General features: G+C 59.8%; 22 protein-coding genes and 1 pseudogene. 18 read left to right on the top strand and 5 right to left on the bottom strand.

Annotation, left to right across the window (positions count from 1 at the left end; genetic code table 11):
- Positions 1-202: 202 nt before the first annotated feature.
- From gshA to tauD, 5 genes are all read left to right on the top strand, one after another.
- Entirely contained in the window at positions 203-1,786 is a 1,584-nt protein-coding gene (gene gshA, locus KGB28_RS05285) for a glutamate--cysteine ligase (protein ID WP_223443096.1), read from the top strand.
- A 235-nt stretch (positions 1,787-2,021) separates the two neighbouring features.
- Complete coding sequence (tauA, locus tag KGB28_RS05280; protein WP_223443094.1) at positions 2,022-2,999, top strand: taurine ABC transporter substrate-binding protein; 978 nt, start codon at positions 2,022-2,024, stop codon at positions 2,997-2,999.
- A gap of 15 nt (positions 3,000-3,014) precedes the next feature.
- Positions 3,015-3,809: a taurine ABC transporter ATP-binding subunit gene (tauB, locus tag KGB28_RS05275; protein ID WP_223443092.1), complete on the top strand. Its 795-nt coding sequence runs from the start codon at positions 3,015-3,017 to the stop codon at positions 3,807-3,809.
- On the top strand, positions 3,806-4,639 hold the full coding sequence (gene tauC / locus KGB28_RS05270; RefSeq protein ID WP_154910735.1) for a taurine ABC transporter permease TauC: 834 nt from the start codon (positions 3,806-3,808) through the stop codon (positions 4,637-4,639). The genes tauB and tauC overlap by 4 nt, the downstream gene beginning before the upstream one ends.
- A 158-nt stretch (positions 4,640-4,797) precedes the next feature.
- Positions 4,798-5,640, top strand: coding sequence for a taurine dioxygenase (gene tauD / locus KGB28_RS05265; protein ID WP_223443091.1), 843 nt, complete (start codon positions 4,798-4,800; stop codon positions 5,638-5,640).
- Positions 5,641-5,800: 160 nt separating this feature from the next.
- Here tauD and KGB28_RS05260 read toward each other — a convergent pair.
- A pseudogene (locus tag KGB28_RS05260) lies at positions 5,801-6,061 on the bottom strand (aldo/keto reductase); the annotation flags it as partial.
- Between the two features lie 93 nt (positions 6,062-6,154).
- Entirely contained in the window at positions 6,155-7,045 is an 891-nt protein-coding gene (locus tag KGB28_RS05255) for a LysR family transcriptional regulator (RefSeq protein WP_223443089.1), read from the bottom strand.
- A 133-nt stretch (positions 7,046-7,178) separates the two neighbouring features.
- On the opposite strand from KGB28_RS05255, the gene KGB28_RS05250 reads away from it, so the two are divergent.
- Positions 7,179-7,919 carry an SDR family oxidoreductase gene (locus KGB28_RS05250; RefSeq protein WP_223443087.1) on the top strand — a complete coding sequence of 247 codons (741 nt, stop codon included), beginning with the start codon at positions 7,179-7,181 and terminating at the stop codon, positions 7,917-7,919.
- A gap of 166 nt (positions 7,920-8,085) precedes the next feature.
- Positions 8,086-8,346: a hypothetical protein gene (locus tag KGB28_RS05245; protein ID WP_223443084.1), complete on the top strand. Its 261-nt coding sequence runs from the start codon at positions 8,086-8,088 to the stop codon at positions 8,344-8,346.
- A gap of 8 nt (positions 8,347-8,354) precedes the next feature.
- On the opposite strand, the gene betT is transcribed toward KGB28_RS05245, so the two are convergent.
- The gene (gene betT / locus KGB28_RS05240) at positions 8,355-10,310 is read right to left on the bottom strand and encodes a choline transporter BetT (protein WP_223443255.1); all 1,956 of its coding nucleotides are present in this window, start codon (positions 10,308-10,310) and stop codon (positions 8,355-8,357) included.
- A 393-nt stretch (positions 10,311-10,703) separates the two neighbouring features.
- Entirely contained in the window at positions 10,704-11,630 is a 927-nt protein-coding gene (gene epsC / locus KGB28_RS05235; RefSeq protein WP_223443082.1) for a serine O-acetyltransferase EpsC, read from the bottom strand.
- A gap of 190 nt (positions 11,631-11,820) precedes the next feature.
- Between epsC and KGB28_RS05230 the strand changes: the two genes are divergently transcribed.
- From KGB28_RS05230 to KGB28_RS05180, 11 genes are all read left to right on the top strand, one after another.
- Positions 11,821-12,813, top strand: a complete 993-nt coding sequence (locus tag KGB28_RS05230) for a D-cysteine desulfhydrase (RefSeq protein WP_223443079.1) — start codon at positions 11,821-11,823, stop codon at positions 12,811-12,813.
- Between the two features lie 295 nt (positions 12,814-13,108).
- Positions 13,109-13,909, top strand: coding sequence for a cystine ABC transporter substrate-binding protein (gene tcyJ, locus KGB28_RS05225; RefSeq protein WP_108216115.1), 801 nt, complete (start codon positions 13,109-13,111; stop codon positions 13,907-13,909).
- Positions 13,909-14,574 carry a cystine ABC transporter permease gene (gene tcyL, locus KGB28_RS05220; RefSeq protein WP_223443077.1) on the top strand — a complete coding sequence of 222 codons (666 nt, stop codon included), beginning with the start codon at positions 13,909-13,911 and terminating at the stop codon, positions 14,572-14,574. The genes tcyJ and tcyL overlap by 1 nt, the downstream gene beginning before the upstream one ends.
- Before the next feature lie 4 nt (positions 14,575-14,578).
- Positions 14,579-15,334: an L-cystine ABC transporter ATP-binding protein TcyN gene (gene tcyN / locus KGB28_RS05215; RefSeq protein WP_223443075.1), complete on the top strand. Its 756-nt coding sequence runs from the start codon at positions 14,579-14,581 to the stop codon at positions 15,332-15,334.
- Positions 15,335-15,820: 486 nt separating this feature from the next.
- Positions 15,821-16,585 (top strand): hypothetical protein, encoded by a 765-nt coding sequence (locus KGB28_RS05210; protein WP_223443074.1) that lies wholly within the window; start codon positions 15,821-15,823, stop codon positions 16,583-16,585.
- A gap of 267 nt (positions 16,586-16,852) precedes the next feature.
- Positions 16,853-18,085 carry an SfnB family sulfur acquisition oxidoreductase gene (locus KGB28_RS05205; protein ID WP_223443072.1) on the top strand — a complete coding sequence of 411 codons (1,233 nt, stop codon included), beginning with the start codon at positions 16,853-16,855 and terminating at the stop codon, positions 18,083-18,085.
- A 38-nt stretch (positions 18,086-18,123) separates the two neighbouring features.
- Entirely contained in the window at positions 18,124-19,317 is a 1,194-nt protein-coding gene (locus KGB28_RS05200) for an SfnB family sulfur acquisition oxidoreductase (protein ID WP_223443069.1), read from the top strand.
- A complete protein-coding gene (locus KGB28_RS05195; protein WP_223443067.1) occupies positions 19,318-20,670 on the top strand; it encodes an LLM class flavin-dependent oxidoreductase in 1,353 nt (450 codons plus the stop codon). It begins immediately after the preceding gene.
- A gap of 130 nt (positions 20,671-20,800) precedes the next feature.
- Complete coding sequence (locus tag KGB28_RS05190) at positions 20,801-21,610, top strand: MetQ/NlpA family ABC transporter substrate-binding protein (protein WP_223443064.1); 810 nt, start codon at positions 20,801-20,803, stop codon at positions 21,608-21,610.
- A 2-nt stretch (positions 21,611-21,612) separates the two neighbouring features.
- A complete protein-coding gene (locus tag KGB28_RS05185; protein ID WP_223443061.1) occupies positions 21,613-22,734 on the top strand; it encodes a methionine ABC transporter ATP-binding protein in 1,122 nt (373 codons plus the stop codon).
- Positions 22,724-23,368, top strand: coding sequence for a methionine ABC transporter permease (locus KGB28_RS05180; RefSeq protein ID WP_223443058.1), 645 nt, complete (start codon positions 22,724-22,726; stop codon positions 23,366-23,368). The genes KGB28_RS05185 and KGB28_RS05180 overlap by 11 nt, the downstream gene beginning before the upstream one ends.
- A gap of 75 nt (positions 23,369-23,443) precedes the next feature.
- On the opposite strand, the gene KGB28_RS05175 is transcribed toward KGB28_RS05180, so the two are convergent.
- Positions 23,444-25,017, bottom strand: a 1,574-nt coding sequence (locus KGB28_RS05175; RefSeq protein ID WP_317853288.1) for an RHS repeat-associated core domain-containing protein, incomplete at its 5' end; no start/stop codon positions are given.

The following is a 25,017-nucleotide window of genomic DNA, read 5'->3' as shown; positions in this document are numbered from 1 at the left end:
CTGTGGGAGCGGGCTTGCTCGCGAAAGCGGTGTGTCAGGCAATTTATTTGTTGGCTGACACACCGTCTTCGCGAGCAAGCCCGCTCCCACATCGATTGCGGCGAGTTCCAAAACCAGGCGAAAACGCCAGTTTTAACTTCACCCTTGTAGACCGTCTTGCCCACCCCCATATTGGGGCGACTGACGCGTGAAGGAATCCAACTTGAGCGAACTTCTCAACCGCCGCCTGGCTCTGCTCGGCGAGCGCGCTAACCTCTCTCTGCTCGAACAGTGCCTTCACGGCATCGAACGTGAATGCCTGCGCGTGACCGATGAAGGTCGCCTGGCGCAAACGCCGCACCCGGAAGAATTGGGTTCCGCGCTGACCAATGAACAGATCACCACCGACTATTCCGAGTCGCTGCTGGAGTTCATCACCCCGGCCCTGCCCGATCCTGCCGATACGCTGGCGAGCCTGGACAGCATTCACCGCTTTGCCTACAGCAAGCTCGGCAACGAGTACCTGTGGAGCCCATCGATGCCGTGCCCGTTGCCGGCCGAGGAAGACATCCCGATCGCCTATTACGGCACGTCCAATATCGGGCAGCTCAAGTACGTCTACCGCAAGGGCCTGGCCCTGCGTTACGGCAAGACCATGCAATGCATTGCCGGCATCCACTACAACTTTTCCCTGCCGGAAAAACTCTGGCCGCTGCTCAAGCAGGCCGAAGGCTTTGTCGGCACCGACCGCGATTTCCAGTCGTCGTCCTACATCGCGCTGATCCGTAACTTCCGCCGCTACAGCTGGCTGCTGATGTACCTGTTCGGTGCTTCACCGGCACTGGACGCCGGGTTCCTGCGCGGTCGCTCGCACCAGTTGGAACAACTGGACCCGCAGACTTTGTACCTGCCGTACGCCACCAGCCTGCGCATGAGCGACCTGGGCTACCAGAGCAACGCCCAGGCCGGCCTGACGCCGTGCTACAACGATCTGAACAGCTACACCGACAGCCTGCGCAAAGCGGTGGCCACGCCGTATGCGCCGTACGTCGAAGTCGGCACCCACCAGGATGGCGAGTGGGTACAGCTCAACACCAACATCCTGCAGATCGAAAACGAGTACTACTCCAACATCCGCCCGAAACGCGTGACCTACACCGGCGAACGTCCTATCCAGGCGCTGATGGCCCGTGGCATCCAGTACGTCGAAGTGCGCTGCCTGGACATCAACCCGTTCCTGCCGATGGGCATCGATCTTACCGAGTCGCGCTTCCTCGATGCGTTCCTGCTTTACTGCGCGCTCAACGACAGCCCGCTGCTGACCAACACCAGCTGCGGCAACGCAACCTCGAACTTCCTCAGTGTGGTCAAGGAAGGTCGTCGTCCAGGCCTGCAACTGCAGCGGGATGGCCAGCCGGTTGACCTGAAGGAATGGGCCGGCGAGCTGCTGGAAAAAATCGCGCCTCTGGCGGCGATGCTCGACCAGAGCCATGGCGGCGATGCGCACAGCAAGGCGCTGGACACCCAGATGGCCAAGGTCCAGGACCCATCCCTGACGCCATCGGCACAGGTATTGGCGGCGATGGCCGAACACAAGGAAAGCTTCGCCCAGTTCTCCCTGCGTCAGAGCCAGGCCCATGCCGAGTTCTTCCGCAGCGAGCCGTTGCCGGCTGAGGAGCAGGCGAAGTTTGAAGAGCGGGCGCGTTCGTCGCTGGCTCAGCAGGCTGAGCTGGAGCAGAACGAAGTCGGTGATTTCGATGTGTTTGTCGGGGCGTATCAGGCGAGCATTCTGGCGATCAGCAACTAAGCAGCCAAAGCAGGTCCCCTGTGGGAGCGGGCTTGCTCGCGAAGAGGGAGTCTCAGCCAACATCAATGTTGACTGGGACATCGCCTTCGCGAGCAAGCCCGCTCCCACAGAGGCTGCTCTCCCCCAGAATATTCCCCTCATAAGCTAATTCTAAAAAGTTATTTATTTTATAATTCTTAGATCATTTAGTCTCTTTTTCACGCCGACATTCGGTCGCCTGACAAGGAGCTTTCTGATGAAACTGACTTTCCCTCTTCGCTTGCTGGCGGCCGCTTCCTTGGCTACTGCGAGCTTTTTTGCCCAGGCGGCCGACTTCACCGTCGCCTACCAGACCACCGTTGACCCGGCGAAAGTCGCCCAGGCTGACGGCGCCTACGAAAAGGCCACCAAGGCCGATATCAGCTGGCGAAAATTCGACAACGGTGCCGATATCATTGCCGCCATCGCCTCCGGCGACGTGCAGATCGGCTATCTCGGTTCCAGCCCTCTGACCGCTGCGATCACCCGTAAAGTCCCGGTCGAAACCTTCCTCATCGCCACCCAGATCGGCGCCGCTGAGGCACTGGTCGCCCGCGACGGTTCCGGGATCAAGACCCCGCAAGACCTGATCGGCAAGAAGATCGCCGTGCCGTTCGTTTCCACCGGCCACTACAGCCTGCTGGCCGCGCTGAAGCACTGGAACATCGATCCATCGAAAGTGACCGTCCTCAACCTCGCTCCGCCCGCAATCATTGCTGCCTGGAAACGCGGTGATATCGACGCCACTTACGTCTGGGATCCGGCCCTCGGTGTCGCCAAGGAAAACGGCAAGGTACTGATCACCTCTGGCGAGCTGGCCAAGTTCGGCGCACCGACCTTTGATGCCTGGATCGTGCGCAAGGATTTCGCCGAGAAGCACCCGGAAATCGTCACCGCGTTCGCCAAAGTGACCCTGGACGCCTACGCCGATTACCGCAAAGACCCGCAAGCCTGGCTCGCCAACCAGGGCAACGTCGACAAGCTGGTAAAACTGTCTGGCGCCAAGGCCAGCGACATTCCATTGCTGCTGCAAGGCAACGTCTACCCGCTGGCGGCTGACCAGGTGCTCACCCTCGGCGCGCCAACCACCAAAGCCATCACCGACACCGCGGCGTTCCTCAAGGAACAAGGCAAGGTCGAGGCGGTGCTGCCGGACTACGCGCCGTACGTCAGCGCCAAGTTCATCACCCACTGATCGGGAGTCAACGCGATGGCCTTGCTACAGCTGGAGCGCATCAGCGCACAGTACCCCGGCAACCCGGAACCGGTGTTGGCGGATATCTCCCTGAGCCTGGGGCCCCGGCAGTTGCTGGTCGCCCTCGGCCCGTCCGGCAGTGGCAAGACATCGCTGTTGAACCTGATTGCCGGTTTCGTCGAACCCAGCGCCGGGCGCATCACCCTCGATGGCGTGCCCGTCAAAGGCCCGAGCGCCGAGCGCGGCGTGGTGTTCCAGGACGACGCGCTGCTGCCGTGGCAAGACGTGTTGGCCAACGTCGGGTTCGGCCTTGAGCTGGCCGGTATCGCCCGGGACAAACGCGAAGCTCGCGCCAGGGAAATGCTCACCCTGGTCGATCTGTCCGGTTTTGAACAGCGCCGCATCTGGCAGCTTTCGGGTGGCCAGAAGCAGCGTGTCGGCCTGGCCCGCGCCCTCGCCGCCGACCCGCGCGTGTTGCTGATGGACGAACCTTTCGGCGCCCTCGACGCCTTCACTCGCGAGCAAATGCAGGAGTTGCTGCTGCAAGTCTGGCAACGCACCGCCAAACCGGTGTTCCTGATTACCCACGACATCGAAGAAGCCGTGTTCCTCGCCACCGACCTGATTCTGTTGGCGCCCAACCCGGGGCAAATCGTCGAGCGCCTGAGCCTCGATTTCGGTCAGCGTTATGCCGCCGGTGAGTCGGCCCGCTCGATCAAGTCCGACCCGCGTTTTATCGAAACCCGCGAACACGTACTCGCCAAAGTGTTCTCCCAACGCAGCGCCGCCCAGCGGCAGGAGCGCGCATGAGCAGCTACGAAATTCCCGTCGCAGCGATAACACCAGGCTCAGCCGTGATTCCGGCAAGTCGCCGTTTGAGCACTCGCTGGATCAGTGTGCTGACACTGGTCGTTCTCGTTGCTATCTGGTGGGCCGTGACGGCGACCGGCTTGATCGAGCCGCTGTTCCTGCCGCCGCCCTCCGCCGTGCTGCAAAAAGGCTGGCTGCTGGCGACCTCGGGTTACATGGATTCAACCCTGTGGCAGCACCTCGGCGCGAGCCTGAGCCGTATCGGCCTGGGCCTGGGCTTTGCGATTCTCACCGCCGTGCCGGTGGGAATCGCCATCGGCGCCAACCGTATCGCCCGTGGTGTGCTCGACCCGCTGATCGAGTTCTACCGGCCGATTCCGCCGTTGGCTTATCTGCCACTGATCGTGATCTGGTGCGGCATCGGTGAATTGTCGAAAGTGCTGCTGATCTACCTGGCGATCTTCGCCCCGATTGCCATCGCCACCGCCACCGGAGTGCGCACGGTGGACCCGGCCAAATTGCGTGCCGCGCAGTCGCTGGGCGCAACGCGCGTGCAGTTGATTCGCCACGTCATTTTGCCGAGTGCCTTGCCGGACATTCTGACCGGTGTGCGCATAGGCCTCGGCGTGGGTTGGTCGACGCTGGTCGCCGCCGAATTGATCGCCGCCACCAGCGGTCTGGGCTTCATGGTGCAATCGGCCGCACAGTTTTTGGTCACCGATGTGGTGGTACTGGGGATTCTGGTGATCGCATTGATCGCCTTCGCGATGGAACTGGGCCTGCGTGCCCTGCAACGCAAACTGGTGCCATGGCATGGCCAGGCCCACTGAATAATTTCCCTGTGAGAAACCCTGAGGGAGCGAGCTTGCTCGCGATTGCAGAGTGTCTGACACCACTGTTGTGACTGACAAATCGCTATCGTCGGAACGCCGCCCGGAGCAAGCTCGCTCCCACAGTGGTCAACACCCCCGGATTTAAGAGAACCACCATGAGCCAGTTGACCATCGTCCCTTTAAGCTCCGCCCTTGGCGCGAAAATCAGTGGCATCGACATCAGCCAGCCGCTGAACCTGGAGCAGCGCGATGCAATCGAACAGGCCCTGCTCAAGCATCAGGTGCTGTTCTTCCGCAACCAGCCGATCACGCCACAGCAACAGGCGCGATTCGCCGCGAATTTCGGCGACCTGCACATTCATCCGATCTACCCGAATGTGCCGGAGCAACCCGAAGTGCTGATCCTCGACACCGCCGTCACTGACGTGCGCGATAATGCGATCTGGCACACCGACGTCACCTTCCTGCCGACCCCAGCCATGGGCGCGGTGCTCAGCGCCAAGCTGCTGCCGGAGTTTGGCGGCGACACGTTATGGGCCAGCGGGATTGCGGCGTATGAAGCCCTGTCGGCGCCGCTGAAAACCTTGCTCGAAGGCCTGACCGCCACCCATGATTTCACCCGTTCGTTTCCGCTGGAACGCTATGGCAACACGCCCGAGGCGTTGGCCCAGTGGGAAGAAGCACGACGCAAGAATCCGCCGCTGTCGCATCCGGTGATCCGCACCCATCCAGTGAGTGGGCGCCGCTCGCTGTTCGTCAACGAAGGTTTCACTTCGAAGATCAACGAGCTGTCGGAAACCGAGAGTGAGGCGATTCTGAAGTTCCTGTTCGCCCATTCAACGCGGCCGGAATTCACCATTCGCTGGCGCTGGCAGCAGGACGACATTGCGTTCTGGGACAACCGCGTGACCCAGCATTACGCGGTGGACGATTACCGGCCGGCGCGGCGGGTGATGCAGCGGGCGACGGTGTTGGGGGATGTGCCTTTCTTTCGCTGAGTTCTGAGTTCTTTACTGGCTGTACTGGCCTCTTCGCGAGCAAGCCCGCTCCCACAGGGTCGGCGGTGTTCACAGGATTTGTGTACGACACGGACACTGTGGGAGCGAGCTTGCTCGCGATGGCGATCTAATAGGCGCCGAATAATCCGGCGCCAACTACTTATTCAGCAGTAGAAGGCTTCTCCCAAAGATTGATCCCGCCCTCCTGGGCGAACCGGTCAATCTCCGCCAGTTCCTGCGCACTGAAGCTCAGGTTCTTCAACGCCCCGACGTTCTCGATGATCTGCTCCGGCCGGCTCGCGCCAATCAAGGCCGAAGTGACCCGAGGATCGTGCAGGGTCCAGGCCAGCGCCAGTTGCGCCAGGCTCTGGCCACGACGCTTGGCGATTTCGTTGAGTGCCCGCACCTGGGCAATGTTGGCCAGCACGTACTTGCGCGAGCCACCTTGTCCGTAAGAGCCGGGCCACATGCCCCAATCGGGCTGAAACGTTTCATGTATTTCCCCACTAACAAGCTATTGTGCCCCCGCAAACACCTCCCCCAACCAGTCCACAAACACCCGGACCCTGGGCGACATGTGTCGGTTGTGCGGGTACAGCACCGAAACCGGCATCGATGGCGGTGGAGTGTCGACGAGGACTTCCTGCACCAAACCTTGGGAAATCTGCGTTTCCATCCGGTAGTGCGGGCACTGGATCAGGCCCAGCCCGGCAATCGCCGAGGCGGCATAGATTTCTGCACCGAACACCGAGACCGCACCGTCGATGGCCACTTCCTTGAGTTCACCGTCCACCATGAATTCAAACGGGAACAACTTGGCTGTCGTGCGCGAAACGTAGTTCACCGCACGGTGCCGGCTCAGGTCGGCGAGGCTTTTCGGTTCGCCGTACTTGCGCAAATAGGCGGGGCTGGCGCAGGTGATCTGACGCAGGTTGGCGACACGTTTGCCGATCAGCGTGGAGTCGCCCAATGTTCCCGCCCGCAACACGCAATCGATACCTTCGCTGATCAGGTCGACCTGGCGGTCAGCCTCGCTGATGGACAGCTCGATGTCGGGATAACGCGCCATGAATTGCGGCAAAGCCGGGATCACGAAGTGCTTGGCCAATGTCCCGTGCAAGTCCACCCGCAGCCGCCCCTTCGGTGCCACACCACGAAACGCTAATTCCGCTTCTTCCAGCTCTGCCAGCAGTTGCACGCAACGCAGGTAGTACGCCTCGCCATCCAGCGTCGGGCGCACTTTACGCGTGCTGCGCTCCAACAAACGGGTACCCAGCCAGGCCTCGAACTGATTCAAGGTGTGGGTCAGCGTCGCGCGTGGCAGGTTCAGGTCATCGGCCGCCTGCGTGAAGCTGCTGCGCTCGTAGATCCGCACAAAAACCTTCATCGCCTTGACTTGGTCCACAGCTCACTCCAGGCACTCGATTGTTGGTGATTATTGAACAGTCAAGGCAACTCTCGTGCATTTATCACCCTGAGTAAACATGTGAAATTGGCGTCACCCCAGACAAACACCTTCACTCAAAGGAATCATCGCCATGACTGCTCAAACTCCGAAAGTTGCCATCGTGACCGGCGCCTCCCGCGGCATCGGCGCGGTCATCGCCAAACAACTGGCCAGCGAAGGTTTCGCCGTTGCCATCAACTACGCCAGCAGCGCCACCGAAGCCTCGAAACTGGTGGTAGAGCTGCGTCAGGCCGGCCACCAGGCCATGGCGATCAAGGCCGACGTGGCCAATGCCGACGACGTGCGCCGGATGTTCGACGAGACGGAAACCCAACTGGGCAAGGTCGATGTTTTGGTGAACAACGCCGGCATCCTCAAAGTGCTGCCGCTGGCGCAACACAGCGATGAACTGTTCGAGCAGAACTTCAACATCCACGCTCGCGGTACCTTCAATACCCTGCGTGAAGCGGCGACCCGCCTGAACAGCGGTGGCCGGATCATCAACTTCTCCAGCAGCACCGTCAGCATGAACCTGCCGGGCTACGCGGTGTACATCGCCAGCAAAGCGGCAGTGGAATCCCTGACTCAGGTATTCGCCAAGGAAATGCGCGGGCGCAACATCACCGTCAATGCGGTGGCCCCGGGCCCCGTGGCCACCGACCTGTTCCTGCATGGCAAAAGCGAAGAACAGATCCAGACCTTCGCCAGGATGGCGCCGCTGGAACGCCTGGCTCAGCCAGAAGACATTGCCCAAGTCGTGTCCTTCCTCGTCGGACCGGATTCGGCGTGGGTCAACGGGCAGATTTTGCGGGTCAATGGTGGGTTGGTTTAACTATGCTCAGACAAACACCGCAGTGCCCCCAATCGCGAGCAAGCTCGCTCCCACATTGATCTTGGTCGCTCACAAAATTTGTGCTCAAAGGAGATCTCCTGTGGGAGCGAGCTTGCTCGCGATGGCTGCCTCCAAAGCAATGCACATCTGAAGGGCGGGACAGTTCATGCACACCACCATCATCATCACCTTCGGCCTGATCCTCCTGGCGTTGATGCTCTACATCGGCGAGAAAATCGGCTTCACCCGCCAGACCGTGGCCTACAGTTTTATCGTGCTGTGGCTGGCGCTGACGCTGATCAACGGCGCAGTCGGCATAGTGCATGCCGGCCAGCCGTTGAGCACCGAACTGGTGGTCGGTAGCGCCGTGTTCGGTGTCCCGGTGGCGGCGCTGGTGTTGTTCATGGTGTTGACCACCGAGACGTGAGGCCTTGATCAACGCACCAGATGCAGGAACTGCATGTGCCGTTCGTACTGGTCGAGGATGTCGTTGATGATCTGCTCTTTGGTGTAGCCGACCAGATCGTAATCCTGACTGCCCTCGCTCAAATGCACTTCGGCCCGGTAGTAGCGGCGATTGTTGAGTTGCTTGGAACCCATGCCGCCACGGGCAAACGATGGCGTGAAGTAACCGCGCATCTGCACCTGATAAACGAACGGATGCTGGTCGCCATGACCGATTTCCAGGCTGACGCTGTCATTGGCCGGGTCCGGGTGTGTCGCTACGTGCAAACCCTTTTCGATGAACACGGCAGACACTTCTTCAATCGCCGGGCGCACCGTCGTATCGAGGAAGCGATAGACCTCATCCCGCGACGGGAAATGCACCGCCTGACTCAGGCGCTGGCGCCAACCGCCCCGCCGTGAACCCGACACCGGTGCCAAGGAATGCATCTGCGCAATCTGCTTCTGCGATTCCAGATAAAACGCCTTGTGCAGCCCCCACATCATCAACAGCAAGATCAGCGAGAACGGCAGCGAGGTCAGGACCACCGCCGACTTCAACGCATCGATGCTGCCGGAAAACAGCAGCGCGCTGGTCACCAATGCGGTCATCGCGCCCCAGAACACTCGCAGCCATTTCGGCCCGTCTTCATCGGGGTTGCCGCCCTTGGCGGACAGCGTCGACAGCACCACAGTGCCGGAGTCGGCGGAGGTGACGAAGAACACGAAGCTGATGAACACCGTGACCGCGATGACGGTTTTGCTCCACGGGTAGGTTTCCAGCAGCAGGTAGAGCGTCATCGACGGATTATCGATAGCCGACATGCCGAGCGCACTCATGCCGTGGTTGAGCACTTGATCGATGGCGCTGTTGCCGAAAATCGACATCCACGCCAGGGTGAAGCCGAGGGGAATCAACAGCACGCCGAAGACGAACTCACGGATGGTACGGCCACGGGAAATCCGTGCGATGAACAAGCCCACGAACGGCGACCATGCAATCCACCAGGCCCAGTAGAACACTGTCCAGCCACCCAGCCAGTCGCTGGGTTTGTCGTAGGCATAGAGGTCGAAACTCTTCATCGGCAAGGCGCCGAGGTAGTCGCCGAGGTTCTGGATCAGGGTGTTGAGCAAGTGCTGCGTGGGGCCGGCGAACAACACGAACAACAGCAGCGCGCAGGCCAGCAGCATGTTGATGTCGGACATGACCCGCACGCCCTTGTCGACGCCGGATACGGCAACGATGATCGCAGCGCCCATCATCAAGGTGATCAGGCCGACCTGAATCCATTGGGTGTGGGCGATGCCGAACAGGTAGTCCAGGCCCGAGTTGAGGTGCAACACACCGAAGCCCATATCGGCACCGAGGCCGAACACCGTGGCGATGATGCCGAAGCCATCCACCGCGTAGCCGATGGGGCCGTTGATACGCTTGCCAATCAGCGGGTACAGCGCCGAACGCAGGGCCAGTGGCAGGTTATGCCGGTAGGCAAAGTAGGCCAGCGCCATGCCGACAAAGGCGAACACGCCCCAGCCATGCAGGCCCCAGTGCAGAAACAGAATCTGCATCGCCTGGCGCGCCGCCTCCGCCGTACCGGCCTCGCCCTGGGGCGGTTGCAGCATGTGGGTCAGCGGCTCGGACACGCAAAAGAAAAACAGGGTGATGCTGATCCCGGCGGCGAACAGCATGCCGGCCCAGGACAAATAACTGAATTCGGGTTCGTCGTGGTCGGCACCGAGCTTGATCTTGCCGTAGCCGGACAAGGCGGTGACCACCACGAAGACCAGATACAGGGTCATCGCCAGCAGGTAATACCAGCCGACCGTATTGGCCGCCCAGTTTTGCGCCGCCAGCAACCAGGCACCGGCCTGTTCGGGCATGGCGATGACAACGACACCAAACAACAGGATGAAACTCGCCGAGAACCAGAACACCGGCGGATTCATGCGGATCAGGCCGCTTGGAGGGATGGACGATGCACTCATGTTCGGTGCACCTCGAAGGGGTAAAACGTGGCTGTAGAAATCGGACTCAGCAAAGGCAAGCCTCCTGTTGTGAGCGGGCAGCGAACCGCCGTTTTAACTTGAATGAACGTTCAAGTTAAACATGGATAGGGGGCTAAGGACTAATCGTAGGGCTCGGCGGTGGTGTTCTTACGCTAGCTCAAGGGGAGAAATGTGCTGAAGACCAACAACTCGATTCGGCTTGAAATCCAATCGCGAGCAAGCTCGCTCCCACAGTGGATCCGGGTTGAACACAAAAGCTGTGAACGACAGAAAACCCTGTGGGAGCGAGCTTGCTCGCGATGAGGTCAGACCAGTCAACGGAGATTCAAAGGCCTATTTCTGCGCCCCATCATCATGCTGCAAATTCGCCTGGGTCAGGTTGCTGCCCGCCGGCACGCTGCGGGTCAGCCAGACATTGCCGCCAATGGTCGAGCCCTGGCCGATGGTGATCCGCCCCAGAATCGTCGCCCCGGCATAAATCACCACGTCATCCTCGACAATCGGATGCCGAGGCTGGCCCTTCTGCAGCTGACCGTCTTCGTCCGCCGGGAAGCGCTTGGCGCCCAAGGTCACCGCCTGATAGATCCGCACCCGCTCGCCGATGATCGCCGTTTCGCCAATCACCACACCCGTCCCGTGGTCGATGAAGAAACTGCGGCCGATCTGCGCACCGGGGTGAATGTCGATGCCGGTGGCCGAGTGAGCGATTTCCGCACTGATCCGCGCCAGCAGCGGCAACCCGGCGCGATACAAATGGTGGGCCAGACGATGGTGAATCACCGCCAGAATCCCCGGATAGCACAACAACACTTCATCGACACTGCGCGCCGCCGGGTCACCGTGATAGGCCGCGAGCACGTCGGTGTCCAACAGGCTGCGCAACCCGGGCAAAGCGAGGGCGAAGTCCTGAATGATCTGGATGGTCCTGGCTTCGACTTCAGTCTCGGCCTGGGCACTGTGGCGAGCGGCGTAGCGCAATTCGAGTCGCGCCTGGGCCAACAACGCATTCAGCGCCACATCCAGGGTGTGGCCGACGTAGAAGTCTTCACTCTCCTCACGCAAGTCCACCGGCCCCAGGCGCATAGGAAACAACGCACCACACAGCGCTTCGAGAATGTCCGCCATGGCTGCGCGGGAAGGCAATTCACGACCGCCCTGCTCGCCGGTGGCCCGGCCGTTTTGTGCACGCCACTGTTCACGTGCCGTGCGCAGCTGACTGACGATGGTCTGCAATTGCCAATGGCTGGAACGCTCACTCACGGTAAAAACTCCTCACGGGCGGCCGGACTGTCTGGCCGCACTGACCGCGATTACTTTACGGCAAGGGCCGCGAGGCAAATTAAGAACCAATAGTGCTGTGCTCAGTTCGATTGGCTATAAGCGATTGACGGTTGCCCCAACTTTTTGGCGTGCCTATAGTCCTGAGATCTTCAACCGCCAGTACGGACTCATGATCAAACAACAGCTCGCCCGCTTTAACCGCCTCGACCTGCTCGGTCAGCCCACCGCCCTGGAAAAACTCGAACGCCTGTCGACCTGGCTGGGCCGCGACCTGTACGTCAAGCGCGATGACCTGACGCCGCTGGCGATGGGCGGCAACAAGCTGCGCAAACTCGAATACCTGGCCGCCGATGCCTTGGCCCAGGGCGCCGACACCTTGATCACGGCGGGCGCACTGCAATCGAACCACGTGCGCCAGACAGCCGCCATTGCCGCAAAGTTGGGCCTGGGTTGCGTAGCCCTTCTGGAAAATCCTCTCGGCACTGGCGACAGCAATTACACCGGCAACGGCAACCGCCTGCTGCTCGACCTGTTCGATGCCAAGGTCGAACTGGTGGAAAACCTCGACAACGCCGACGAGCAACTGCAAGCCCTGGCCAATCGACTGCGCAGCAACGGCAAGAAGCCGTACCTGGTGCCGATCGGTGGTTCCAATGCACTGGGTGCCCTGGGCTACGTGCGCGCCGGGCTGGAACTGGCCGAACAGATCAAGGACACCGGCCTGAAGTTCGCCGCCGTGGTCCTGGCCTCGGGTAGTGCCGGTACCCACAGTGGCCTGGCACTGGCCTTGAGTGAAGCACTGCCGGATCTGCCAGTGATCGGCGTGACGGTTTCACGCAGCGATGAAGATCAGCGGCCAAAGGTTCAAGGCCTGGCCGAACGTACCGCCGAGTTGCTGGGCGTGAATCTGCCGGAAGCTTTCAAGGTCGAGTTGTGGGATGAGTATTTCGCCCCGCGTTATGGCGAGCCGAATGCCGGAACACTGGCAGCGGTGAAGCTGCTGGCGAGTCAGGAAGGCTTGCTGCTGGACCCGGTCTACACTGGCAAGGCCATGGCGGGCTTGCTGGACGGGATCGGACGTCAGCGTTTCGACGAGGGTCCGATTATCTTCCTGCACACTGGCGGGGCACCGGCGTTGTTTGCCTATAAGGATTTTCTGTAAGCGATTCAGAAGATCAAAAGATCGCAGCCTGCGGCAGCTCCTACAGGTGCATGCCGATCCATGTAGGAGCTGCCGCAGGCTGCGATCTTTTCCTATGAAACACATATTCAATTAACGAATAACAAATAGAATATTTATTATTTTCCTATCTAAAGGCATCATCTTATAGTCACGCCGCAGGCGAATTTGCAGCGAGACGCATAAGCTGCTTTAGGGCAGGATATCGCAGTCGTCAAAATCCCGAATTTGCCAACTTTCCTAAAGCGTCTTCCATAAGAAAACACAGGGGCTTGTCATGAATTTTTCCGCACTACGTCGCAATCTGCTGGTGGGTTCGCTCGGCCTGGCACTGAGCGCCGGCCTGATTGGCCAGGCGGTTGCCGGTGAGCAACTGCAACAAATCAAGGACAAAGGCGTGATCAACGTCGGCCTGGAAGGCACCTACCCACCGTTCAGTTTCGTCGACGCCGACGGCAAACTGGCCGGCTTCGAAGTCGAGTTCTCCGAAGCCCTGGCCAAAGAGCTGGGCGTGAAGGTCAAGCTGCAGCCGACCAAATGGGAAGGCATCCTCGCCGCCCTGGAATCCAAGCGTCTGGACGCAGTGATCAACCAGGTGACCATCACCGAAGAGCGCAAGAAGAAGTATGACTTCTCCGAGCCGTACACCGTTTCCGGTATTCAGGCGCTGGTGCTGACGAAAAAGGCCGCCGAGCTGAACATCAAGTCCGCCGCCGACCTGTCCGGCAAGAAAGTCGGCGTAGGCCTGGGCACCAACTACGAAGAGTGGGTAAAGGCCAATGTGCCGACTGCTGACATCCGCACCTACGAAGATGATCCGACCAAGTTCCAGGACCTGCGTGTCGGCCGTATCGACGCCATTCTGATCGATCGTCTGGCTGCGCTGGAGTACGCCAAGAAGGCCAAGGACACCACCGCCGCCGGTGATGCGTTCTCCCGCCAGGAAGCCGGCATTGCCCTGCGCAAAGGCGAGCCTGAACTGCTGGCCGCGGTGAACAAGGCCATCGACAAGCTGCGTGCCGACGGTACGCTGAAAAAGCTGTCGGAAAAATACTTCAGCGCTGACGTCACTCAATAATGGGAGAAGCTTTCCAACTCGCACTGGACTCCACGCCCTTTCTGCTCAAGGGCGCGTATTACACGGTCATCCTCAGCTTGGGCGGGATGTTCTTCGGCCTGGTGATGGGGTTCGGTCTGGCGCTGATGCGCCTGTCGCGCTTCAAACTGATGAGCTGGATCGCCCGCATTTACGTGTCGTTCTTTCGCGGCACGCCGTTGCTGGTGCAACTGTTCGTGATCTATTACGGCTTGCCGCAACTGGGTGTGGAACTGGATCCGCTGCCGGCGGCCCTGATCGGCTTCTCGCTGAACATGGCCGCCTACGCCTGTGAAATCCTGCGTGCCGCGATCAGCTCCATCGAGCGCGGCCAGTGGGAAGCGGCTGCCAGTATCGGCATGACCCGCGCGCAGACCCTGCGCCGGGCCATCCTGCCGCAGGCGATGCGCACCGCATTGCCGCCGCTGGGCAACAGCTTCATTTCGCTGGTCAAGGACACTGCGCTGGCCGCTACCATCCAGGTGCCGGAACTGTTCCGTCAGGCACAGCTGATCACCGCTCGCACCTTCGAAATCTTCACCATGTATCTTGCCGCCGCACTGATCTACTGGGTCCTGGCCACGGTGCTTTCGCACCTGCAGAACCAGTTGGAAGCGCGGGTCAATCGGCACGACCAGGAGTCCTGACCCAATGATTGTCGTGGAAAAACTGACAAAGCAGTTCAAGGGTCAAGTCGTGCTCAACGGCATCGATCTTGAGGTCAAGGAAGGCGAGGTGGTCGCGATCATCGGCCCTAGCGGCTCGGGCAAGACCACCTTCCTGCGCTGCCTGAATTTTCTGGAAGAGCCCACCAGCGGCCGGATCAAGGTCGGCGATATCGAAATCGATACCAGCCGTCCCCTGAACCAGCAGCAGAGCCTGGTGCGGCGCTTGCGTCAGCACGTAGGTTTCGTGTTCCAGAACTTCAACCTGTTCCCCCATCGCACCGCCCTGGAAAACGTCATCGAAGGCCCGATCATCGTCAAGAAGATCGCGCACGCCGATGCCGTTGCCCTGGGTAAAAAGCTATTGGCCAAGGTAGGCCTGGCGGGCAAGGAAGACGCCTACCCGCGTCGCCTCTCCGGTGGTCAGCAACAGCGCGTGGCGATTGCCCGGGCACTGGCGATGGAGCCGGAAGTGATCCTGTTCGATGAGCCGACCTCGGCCCTCGACCCGGAGCTGGTGGGCGAGGTATTGGCGACCATCCGCGGCCTGGCCGAAGAGAAGCGCACCATGGTGATCGTCACCCACGAAATGGGCTTTGCCCGGGACGTGGCCAACCGTGTGGTGTTTTTCGACAAGGGCGTGATCGTCGAGCAAGGCGAAGCGAAGGCGTTGTTTGCCAACCCGAAAGAAGAACGAACCAAACAGTTCCTGAGTAAGTTCCTGAATAACGCTCACAACTAATAACCCTGCGCAACAACGGTGTAACCTTCCACGGATGGAAGTTACCCACCTCTAGAAATACGCGCCATCAATATCAAACTAAACCTATCTATTCGAGATGCATATCTTGTGCGCGCACGCGGCACATACATATGCATCGCCACAATTAAACAGTGCCAATCCAATCAGATCACCCATCGCAAGACAGTGCTTGTGACTTGCACAAACCCGCCCGTATTTACCCGATTTCAGCGGATAAATTCGACGCAACGGCGTGGTTTACTTACTTGAGAGCGTAGGAACTTTCTGAATAACACCACACACCGCCAACAACTAACAAATCTTATTGACACCTGATCTTCCTGGCTCTTATCTAGCCTCCAGCCAGCGGCACTCATCACGCTTGAATCATTATTTAAACTCAAAGTAATGAACAGTTTTTCTGTTCGATTATTGGTTTTTGATATTCCAGAAACGGACTTCGTTGCAAGACTTCAAGGAGACTTCATGAACAACACCTCGAACAAATCCGGGCTTGTGGCCCCGACCCTGGCGCAATCCAACAAGACCGGCATCAACGTCACTTGCGCGGCGCACCTGCTGATCGAGGTAGCGCCCTACCCCGCCATGGACGAAGGCGACCTGATCGAACTGTTCTGGGACAACTGCTACGTGGCCTCCCGCGTGCTGACCGCCAGCGATGTCGGCCAACCGGTGCAGCTGCGGGTGCCTGAAAGTTTTGTCGCCAACGGTACCTCGTGCATTCACTACCGGGTCATGCAAGTTGGTCGAAGCCCGACGATATCGGCCAGCCGAAACGTGCAGATCAAACTCGACTGCCCGGGCGGCCAACCCTCCGCGCTGTGCGGTGATGAAAACCAGTGCCTGGCACCGGTGAGCATTCCCGAGGCGATTCGCCGTCAGGGGGTCAATCCGAGTCAGGTCAAACGCGGTGTTCCGTTGACCATCGAGCCGTACCTGAACATGGCCGTCGACGACGAAATCACCCTGCGCTGGGGCGATGTGCGCATGGATCTGCCACGGCTCAAGTCCGCCGATGTGGGTCAGCCGATTCAGGTCTGGATACCGCCGGCCATCATCCTCGAAGCCGGCGAAGACCTGCGGCTGGAAGTGACGTACTGCATTCTCGACCGTGTGGGCAACAACTCCCGCTGGGCGCCGGCCCGTACGCTGAAGATCGGTTGTGCAAGTACTTATCTGAAGGCCCCGAAGAAACATCCCCTCAAGGCTGCTGAACCCCGCGAAAAATGATCACACCCCCTGTGGCGAGGGGGCTTGCTCCCTCGCCACAGGGGTCGGTGCACACCAGCGGAATCATCCTTCTATGCATATTCCTAAAAGTTAGTTCATAAAAAATTTATACACGTTTAGGGTATATACACCGGACCACCGGACATCCTTGTTTTCATGCGCGGCCACAAGCGGCGCTTCCATAAGATGTGAGGTAGGTATGGTCCGGAACACAATCACCCCAGTGCAGATCGCCAGGGCATTGCGTGCAGCCAAGGAGCGGCACTGATGTCCAGTCTGGCAGATGCAATCGTCCAGAGTGACCTGGACATCGCCCCGCCGTTGTTGCCCGCACAAGTCTTGCGCAACGATGCTCAAGCCATCAAGGCGGCCCACGAACTGGCGCAAGTCGCCCGTCTGCAAGCGGCCAAACGTGACCGGCAGCGCAAGCTGCCGTGGGCGGAAATCGAACAGTTCACCCGCAGCGGCCTGGGCAGCATTTCCATTCCCTGCGAGTACGGTGGCCCGCAGGTTTCGTTCGTTACCCTGGCCGAGGTTTTCGCGATCATTTCCGCGGCCGACCCGGCGCTTGGGCAGATCCCGCAAAACCAGTTCGGCATTCTGAACCTGGTACTCGGCAGCGCCACCGAAGCACAGAAAAATCTGCTGTTCAAAAGCATCCTGGATGGCTGGCGCATCGGCAATGCCGGGCCGGAACGCGGCAGCAAAAACACCCTGGAACTGAAGGCACGCATCACCGCTGACGGTGTTCTCAATGGTCAGAAGTTCTATTCCACTGGCGCACTGTTCGCCCATTGGGTCGCGGTCAAAGCGTTGAACGATGACGGCAAACAAGTGCTGGCGTTCATCCGTCGCGGCACACCGGGATTGCGCATCGTCGATGACTGGTCCGGGTTTGGTCAGCGCACCACCGCCAGCGGCACGATTTTGCTCAACAACGTGCAGGCCGATCCCGAACTGGTGGTGGATAACTGGCGGATCAACGACACACCGAACATCCAGGGTGCCGTCTCGCAGCTGATTCAAGCGGCCATCGACGCCGGTATCGCCCGAGGCGCCATCGACGACGCCATCGACTTCGTGAAAACCCGCGCCCGGCCGTGGATCGACGCCAAGGTCGAGCGGGCCAGCGATGACCTTTACGTGATCGCCGATATCGGCAAGCTGAAAATCGAATTGCACGCCGCCGAAGCGCTGCTGCGCAAGGCCGGGAAAGTGCTCGATGACGTCAGCGCCGCACCCTTCACCGCCGAGTCCGCCGCCCGTGCCTCGATTGCCGTGGCCGAAGCCAAAGTGCTGACCACCGAGATTTCGTTGCTGGCCAGCGAAAAACTGTTCGAACTGGCCGGCAGCCGCGCGACCCTCGCCGAATTCAACCTCGACCGCCACTGGCGCAACGCCCGGGTGCATACCCTGCACGACCCGGTGCGCTGGAAGTATCACGCGGTCGGCGCCTATCGCCTCAACGGCACGCTGCCTAATCGCCATTCCTGGATCTGACGACCAGAACACTTTTTACCAGAGCTCTGGAGAAACACATGACAAGTTCTCACCACGTCGCGGTCATCACCAGCGATGAACAAGCCCTGATCGTCGCCAGCGACCTTGCCGAAGACTTCAAACGCGACAGCGCCACACGCGACCGCGAGCGCCGTTTGCCACTCCCGGAACTGGAAGTGTTTTCCCGCTCGGGCCTGTGGGGCATCAGCGTGCCAAAGGAATACGGCGGCGCCGGTGTTTCCAACGTCACCCTGGCCAAGGTCATCGCCTTGATCGCCCGGGCCGACGGCTCATTGGGACAGATCCCGCAGAACCATTTCTATGCCCTCGAAGTATTGCGGGTGAACGGCAGCCACGAGCAGAAACAACGCCTGTACGCCGAGGTTTTGGCCGGTCAGCGCTTCGGCAATGCGTTGGCCGAACTCGGCACCAAAACCGCACACGATCGCGTCACCAGCCTGACTCGCGACGCCAGCGGCTATCGCATCAATGGTCGCAAGTTCTACGCCACCGGCGCGATCTACGCCCAGCGCATTCCCACCTCGGTGGTGGATGAAAACGGCGTGCAGCAACTGGCGTTCGTGCCGCACAACAGCAAGGGCCTGAGCGTGATCGACGACTGGAGCGGCTTCGGCCAACGCACCACCGGCAGCGGTTCGGTGGTGTTCGAAGATGTCTTTGTTGCCGCCGAAGATGTCATCCCCTTTCAAAGCGCTTTCGAGCGCCCGACCCCGGTCGGCCCGCTGGCGCAGATTCTCCACGCCGCCATCGACACCGGCATCGCCCGCGCCGCGTATGAAGATGCGCTGCACTTCGTGCGCACGAAAACCCGGCCGTGGATCGACGCCACCCACGAAAAAGCCACGGACGATCCGCTGACCCTCAAGAGCTTCGGCCACCTGAGCATTCGCCTGCACGCCGCCGAGGCGCTGCTGGAGCGTGCCGGTGAATACCTCGACCAGGCCCAGGCCGACACCCATGCCCAGACCGTCGCCGCCGCGTCGATTGCCGTGGCCGAAGCCCGCGCCCTGAGCACCGAAATCTCCCTGGCCGCCGGCAGCACACTGTTCGAACTGGCCGGCAGCCAGGCGACCCTGATCGAACACGGCCTCGACCGCCACTGGCGCAACGCCCGGGTGCACACCCTGCACGACCCGGTGCGCTGGAAGTACCACGCCGTCGGCAATTACTACCTCAACGATGAAAACCCGCCACTGCGGGGGACCATCTGAATGGCCAAGAAGAAAATTCTGCTCAATGCCTTCAACATGAATTGCATCGGGCACATCAACCATGGCTTGTGGACGCACCCGCGCGACACATCCACCCAATACAACACCCTCGAATACTGGACCGAACTGGCGCAGCTGTTGGAGCGCGGGCTGTTCGACGGCCTGTTCATCGCCGACATCGTCGGGGTCTACGACGTCTACCAGAACTCGGTGGACGTACCGCTGAAAGAGTCGATCCAGTTGCCGGTCAACGATCCGCTGCTACTGGTTTCCGCGATGGCGGCGGTGACGAAAAACCTCGGTTTCGGCCTGACCGCCAACCTCACCTACGAAGCGCCGTATCTGTTCGCCCGCCGCCTGTCGACACTGGATCACCTGAGCCGTGGGCGGGTCGGCTGGAACATCGTCACCGGCTATCTCGACAGCGCAGCCAAGGCCATGGGCCTGAGCGAACAGGTCGAGCATGACCGCCGCTATGACCAGGCCGACGAGTACCTGGAGGTGCTCTACAAACTCCTGGAAGGCAGTTGGGAAAACGGTGCGGTACTCAATGATCCACGGCAACGGATCTACGCGCAGCCGGACAAAGTGCACAAGGTCGAGCACAAGGGCGAGTTCTATCAGGTTGAGGGTTATCACCTGTGTGAACCCTCGCCGCAGCGCACGCCGGTGCTGTTCCAGGCCGGCAGTTCGGATCGCGGCTTATTGTTCGCCGGGCGACATGCCGAGTGCGTGTTCATCAGCGGCCAGACCAAGGCATCGACCAAGGCGCAGGTGGACAAGGTGCGCGCCAGCGCCGTCGAAGCCGGGCGCAATCAAGAGGACATCAAGGTGTTCATGGGCCTGAACGTGATCGTTGGCGCCACCGAAGAACTAGCCTGGGCCAAGCACGCCGAGTACCTGAGCTACGCCAGCGCAGAGGCCGGTGTTGCGCACTTTTCGGCGTCCACCGGGATCGACTTTTCCCACTATGAAATCGACGAGCCGATCCAGTACGTGAAGAGCAACGCGATCCAGTCCGCCACCAAACACCTGCAAAACAACGACTGGACCCGACGCAAATTACTGGAACAACACGCCCTCGGCGGTCGCTACATCACCGTGGTCGGCTCACCGCAGCAAGTGGCGGATGAACTGGAATCCTGGATCGCCGAAACCGGGCTGGATGGCTTCAACCTGACCCGCATCGTCACGCCGGAAAGCTACGAGGACTTCATCGAGCTGGTGATTCCCGAGTTGCAACGGCGGGGCTCGTACAAGACGGCCTACGACAGCGGCACCTTGCGGCAAAAGCTGTTTCAGCGAGAGGCGCATTTGCCTCAGCAGCACACCGGCTCGACTTTCCGACGCTGAAAGCATCGCGAGCAAGCTCGCTCCCACAGTGGATCTCGGGTGTTCACAAAACCCCTGTGGGAGCGAGCTTGCTCGCGATGAGGCCCGAACAGACACCACAAACTCTATGCACTGACTGGAAAACCTGATCATGAAAAAGAACTACCTCTCCCACCCAGTCAAAGCACTGGCCCTGGCCCTCGGCCTGTTCAGCTCGGCGACCTTCGCCGCTGACGCGCCACTAAAAATCGGCACCACCGCCGCCTTCGCCATTCCCCTTGAAGCGGCCGTCGAAGAGGCCTCCAAACAAGGCCTGAAAGTCGAACTGGTGGAGTTCAGCGACTGGATCGCGCCGAACGTCAGCCTGGCTTCAGGTGACATCGACGTGAACTACTTCCAACACATCCCGTTCCTGGAAAACGCCAAGGCTGCATCAGGTTTCGATCTGGTGCCGTTCGCGCCCGGGATCATCAACAACGTCGGCCTCTACTCGAAGAAATACAAAAGCTTCGACGAGCTACCAGAAGGCGCCAGCGTGGCCATCGCCAATGACCCGATCAACAGCGGTCGCGGCCTGCAACTGCTGGCCAAGGCCGGTCTGATCACCCTCAAGCCCGGCGTCGGCTACAAGGCCACCGAAGAAGACATCATCGCCAACCCGAAGCACATCAAGATCCTCCAGGTCGAAGCCGTGCAACTGGTACGCGCCTATGACGATGCCGATCTGGTGCAGGGCTATCCGGCCTATATTCGCTTGTCGAAAACCTTCGATGCGGGCTCCGCACTGCTGTTCGACGGCCTCGATCACAAGGAGTACGTGATTCAGTTCGTGATCCAGCCCAAGAGCAAAACCGACCCGCGCCTGATCAAGTTCGTCGACATCTACCAGCACTCACCGGCTGTGCGCGCCGCGCTGGATAAAGCCCACGGCAAGCTCTATCAAGCCGGTTGGGAAAGCTGAACATGACCGCCGCCATCCAACGGCGACTGGAGCTTCCAGAGCCTCAACGTGCTGAACAAACCGAGCTGCATCCTGAGCTCAATCGTGCTCATGTGCGCTTCATCAATCTGGGCAAGACCTACAACGGCCAGCAAGGCCCGGTGGCCGCGTTGCATGGCATCGACCTGGCGATCCAGCGCGGCGAAGTGTTCGGCATCATCGGTCGCAGCGGCGCCGGCAAGTCGTCGCTGATCCGCACCATCAATCGCCTGGAACAACCGAGCAGCGGTCGGGTGCTGATCGATCTAGTGGACATCGGCGAGTTCGACGAAGACCGCCTGGTGGCGCTGCGTCGGCGCATCGGCATGATTTTCCAGCACTTCAACCTGATGTCGGCCAAGACCGTTTGGCAGAACGTCGAGCTGCCGCTGAAAGTCGCCGGCGTGCCCAAGGAACAACGCGAACAGAAGGTCCGTGAACTGCTGGAACTGGTGGGCTTACAGACCAAACACAAGGCTTACCCGGCGCAGTTGTCCGGCGGGCAGAAACAGCGCGTGGGCATTGCCCGGGCGCTGGTGCATGACCCACAAATCCTGTTGTGCGACGAAGCCACCTCGGCGCTGGACCCGGAGACCACGCAGTCGATCCTTGGCCTGCTGCGCGAGATCAATCAGCGCCTGGGCCTGACCATTGTGCTGATCACTCACGAGATGGCGGTAATCCGTGAGATCTGCGATCGCGTGGTTGTCCTGGAACACGGGCGCATCGTCGAGCAAGGGCCGGTGTGGGAAGTGTTCGGCAATCCACAGCATGAGGTCAGCAAGACATTGCTGGCGCCGTTGCAACACGCATTGCCGAAAGAGCTGCAAAGCCGTTTGCAGGCGCAGGCAAAGTCCCCGGACGATGCCGTGGTCCTGCGCTTGCAGTTCACCGGCAGCCAACGCGACGAACCGGACCTGGCGGCACTGTTCAGCGCCCTCGGAGGTCGTGTGCGATTGCTGCAAGGCGGCGTGGAACGGATTCAGGGCCATGCCCTTGGGCAACTGCTGCTGGCGGTGACCGGCTCGACTCTCGGTGCCGAGGAATTGCGTCAACGCGCCGGCCATTGGGCGCAACAAGTGGAGGTACTGGGTTATGTGGTTTGATCGCTTGCTGCAGGGTTTCATCGACACGTTCTTGATGGTCGGCGTGTCGTCGTTGATCGCGCTGTTGGCGGGCATTCCGCTGGCGGTGATCCTGGTCACCAGTTCCAAGGGCGGCATCTACCAAGCCCCGGCGCTGAACCGCGCACTGGGTGCGTTCGTGAACCTGTTTCGCTCGATTCCGTTTCTGATTTTGATGGTGGCGCTGATTCCGTTCACCCGATTGATCGTCGGCACCACCTACGGCGTGTGGGCGGCCGTGGTGCCGCTGACCATCGCGGCTACACCGTTCTTTGCGCGCATTGCCGAGGTCAGCTTGCGCGAGGTCGACCATGGATTGATCGAAGCGGCGCAAGCCATGGGCTGCCGGCGCTGGCACATCGTTTGGCATGTGTTGTTGCCGGAGGCGCTGCCGGGGATTGTTGGTGGGTTCACGATTACGCTGGTGACGATGATCAACTCATCGGCCATGGCCGGGGCGATTGGCGCCGGTGGGTTGGGGGACCTTGCGTATCGGTATGGGTATCAGCGGTTTGATAGCCAGATCATGCTGACGGTGATTGTATTGCTGGTGGCGTTGGTGGCGGTGATTCAACTCAGTGGGGATCGGTTGGCGCGGGGGCTGAACAAACGTTGAGATCACAATGCCTAACCCTCGACAAACGAGGAGCCGAACGTCGATTGCCGAAGTACATGTGGCAGCGGAGTTACATCATGGATTGAAGCTCACACTAGTGGATTTACCGCTATAGTTCTTAGCTGCTAGATCAAGATATTCGAGTCTTGGGGGCATGAGTGGACTTATATTCCGAGGCTGCACAGGACCTTTAATGTGTAACTCATTAACTACAACAAAGCCATCAACTATTCGATCGCGCAACTTATCGAATAGATAGCTCTCAAAAGCTTCACGTCCTATTTTTTTGTATTTATTCGTTGACATATACTCCTCTGACTTCCGTTCAAACAGCAACCTGGAAACCTCTCCAATAAACTTATCCCCCGTCACTGTAAATCCACGATAAAAATCAAAGTATTCCATACCCGCAAGTGAAATCTCATATAAAAACAGAGGGGTTTTTTTACTTGCTACCTTTTCCAAACTTTTTCGATATATATCAGCTCCTGTCCGAAGGGTAGAAGTAAAAACAGTCCGACTACCGTACCGGGCAAAGGCGTGCTTATCAGAATTGGTTCCCTCAAATCCGCTTTTCATTATTTTCCCGGGGGAACGGAAGTCATATCGGTACACTGTACTTATTTCCCGAACAGAGTTGCTTCTTCTGGCTCCTCGCCTGTCAGCTCTCATTACACTTCCCCCCGGCATTTCTATTGACGCTTCACCCCCTGAGTTCTCTACAACTGCCAGGCTTTCAGCGTTGTGCGCTATCGCTGATACATAGGGTTCTGTTGCGTTTGCAGATGACTCAGAATTATCACCAGCCGTAATCAATTTATTATTCGGCTTTCCAAATGGCATTCGCCCATCTACATCTTGAAGTATCACCGGATTATTTCTAACCATTTTGAACAGATTAACTCCGTCTACGTCCCACGCCGGATCCGGGATTATCCAGCGTTGCAACCACGGCGCGTAATACCGATAGCCGTAGTAATACAGCCCGGTCGCATCCCGCTCCTTACCCGAGTAGCGAATAGTCTTGTACTGCGCCACCAACGCACTTTTCCCCGCCCAGCACGCCGTGCCACCAAAGGGGTAATAGTGTTCCTCGGTCAGCACACCGGCCTCGTCGTCCAGTTCCAGGGTGCTGGAGCCGAGGTGATCGCTGAGGCTGTAGCGCAGTTGGTCACTGTGCGCACCTTCGGGCCAGTGCAGCGCCCGCACGTTACTGCGCCCGGCTTCGACGCTGATGACGTGATGTTCTTCGCCGTCGGCCTGACGGTGGATTTCCAGACCGGGGAGGTAACGGACTTCGCTGCGCAGGGTGCGGCCACTGCTGTGGGCGAATCCCGTTTTGCGCAAGCGATGGCCGGGGCGGTCGTAGCGGTAGCATTCGTAGTCGTCGGGCTCGGTATCCCGGTTGACCAACGTCACGCGGCTCAATTGATTGCGACTGTCCCAGAGCATGGCTTGACCACGTTGCAGTTCCTGTTGATTGCCACCGGCATCGAAACCCAAAGCGATTTCAGGCTCGCCCGGCAGCGAGCCGTCATCGCGCTGCGCGAGGCTACGGTTGCTTCGTGCCGAGGTGAACATCGAGAAGCCGGGCGCACCGCTGCGCTGGCGGCTGATCAAGTTCCCGCCCCGGTCGTACTCGAAGCGCT

It is taken from the genome of Pseudomonas sp. BF-R-19, from assembly GCF_019956445.1.
In the GTDB taxonomy this organism is placed as follows: Bacteria; Pseudomonadota; Gammaproteobacteria; order Pseudomonadales; family Pseudomonadaceae; genus Aquipseudomonas; species Aquipseudomonas fluorescens_BH.
This window is presented reverse-complemented; position numbering and strand designations above follow the sequence as displayed.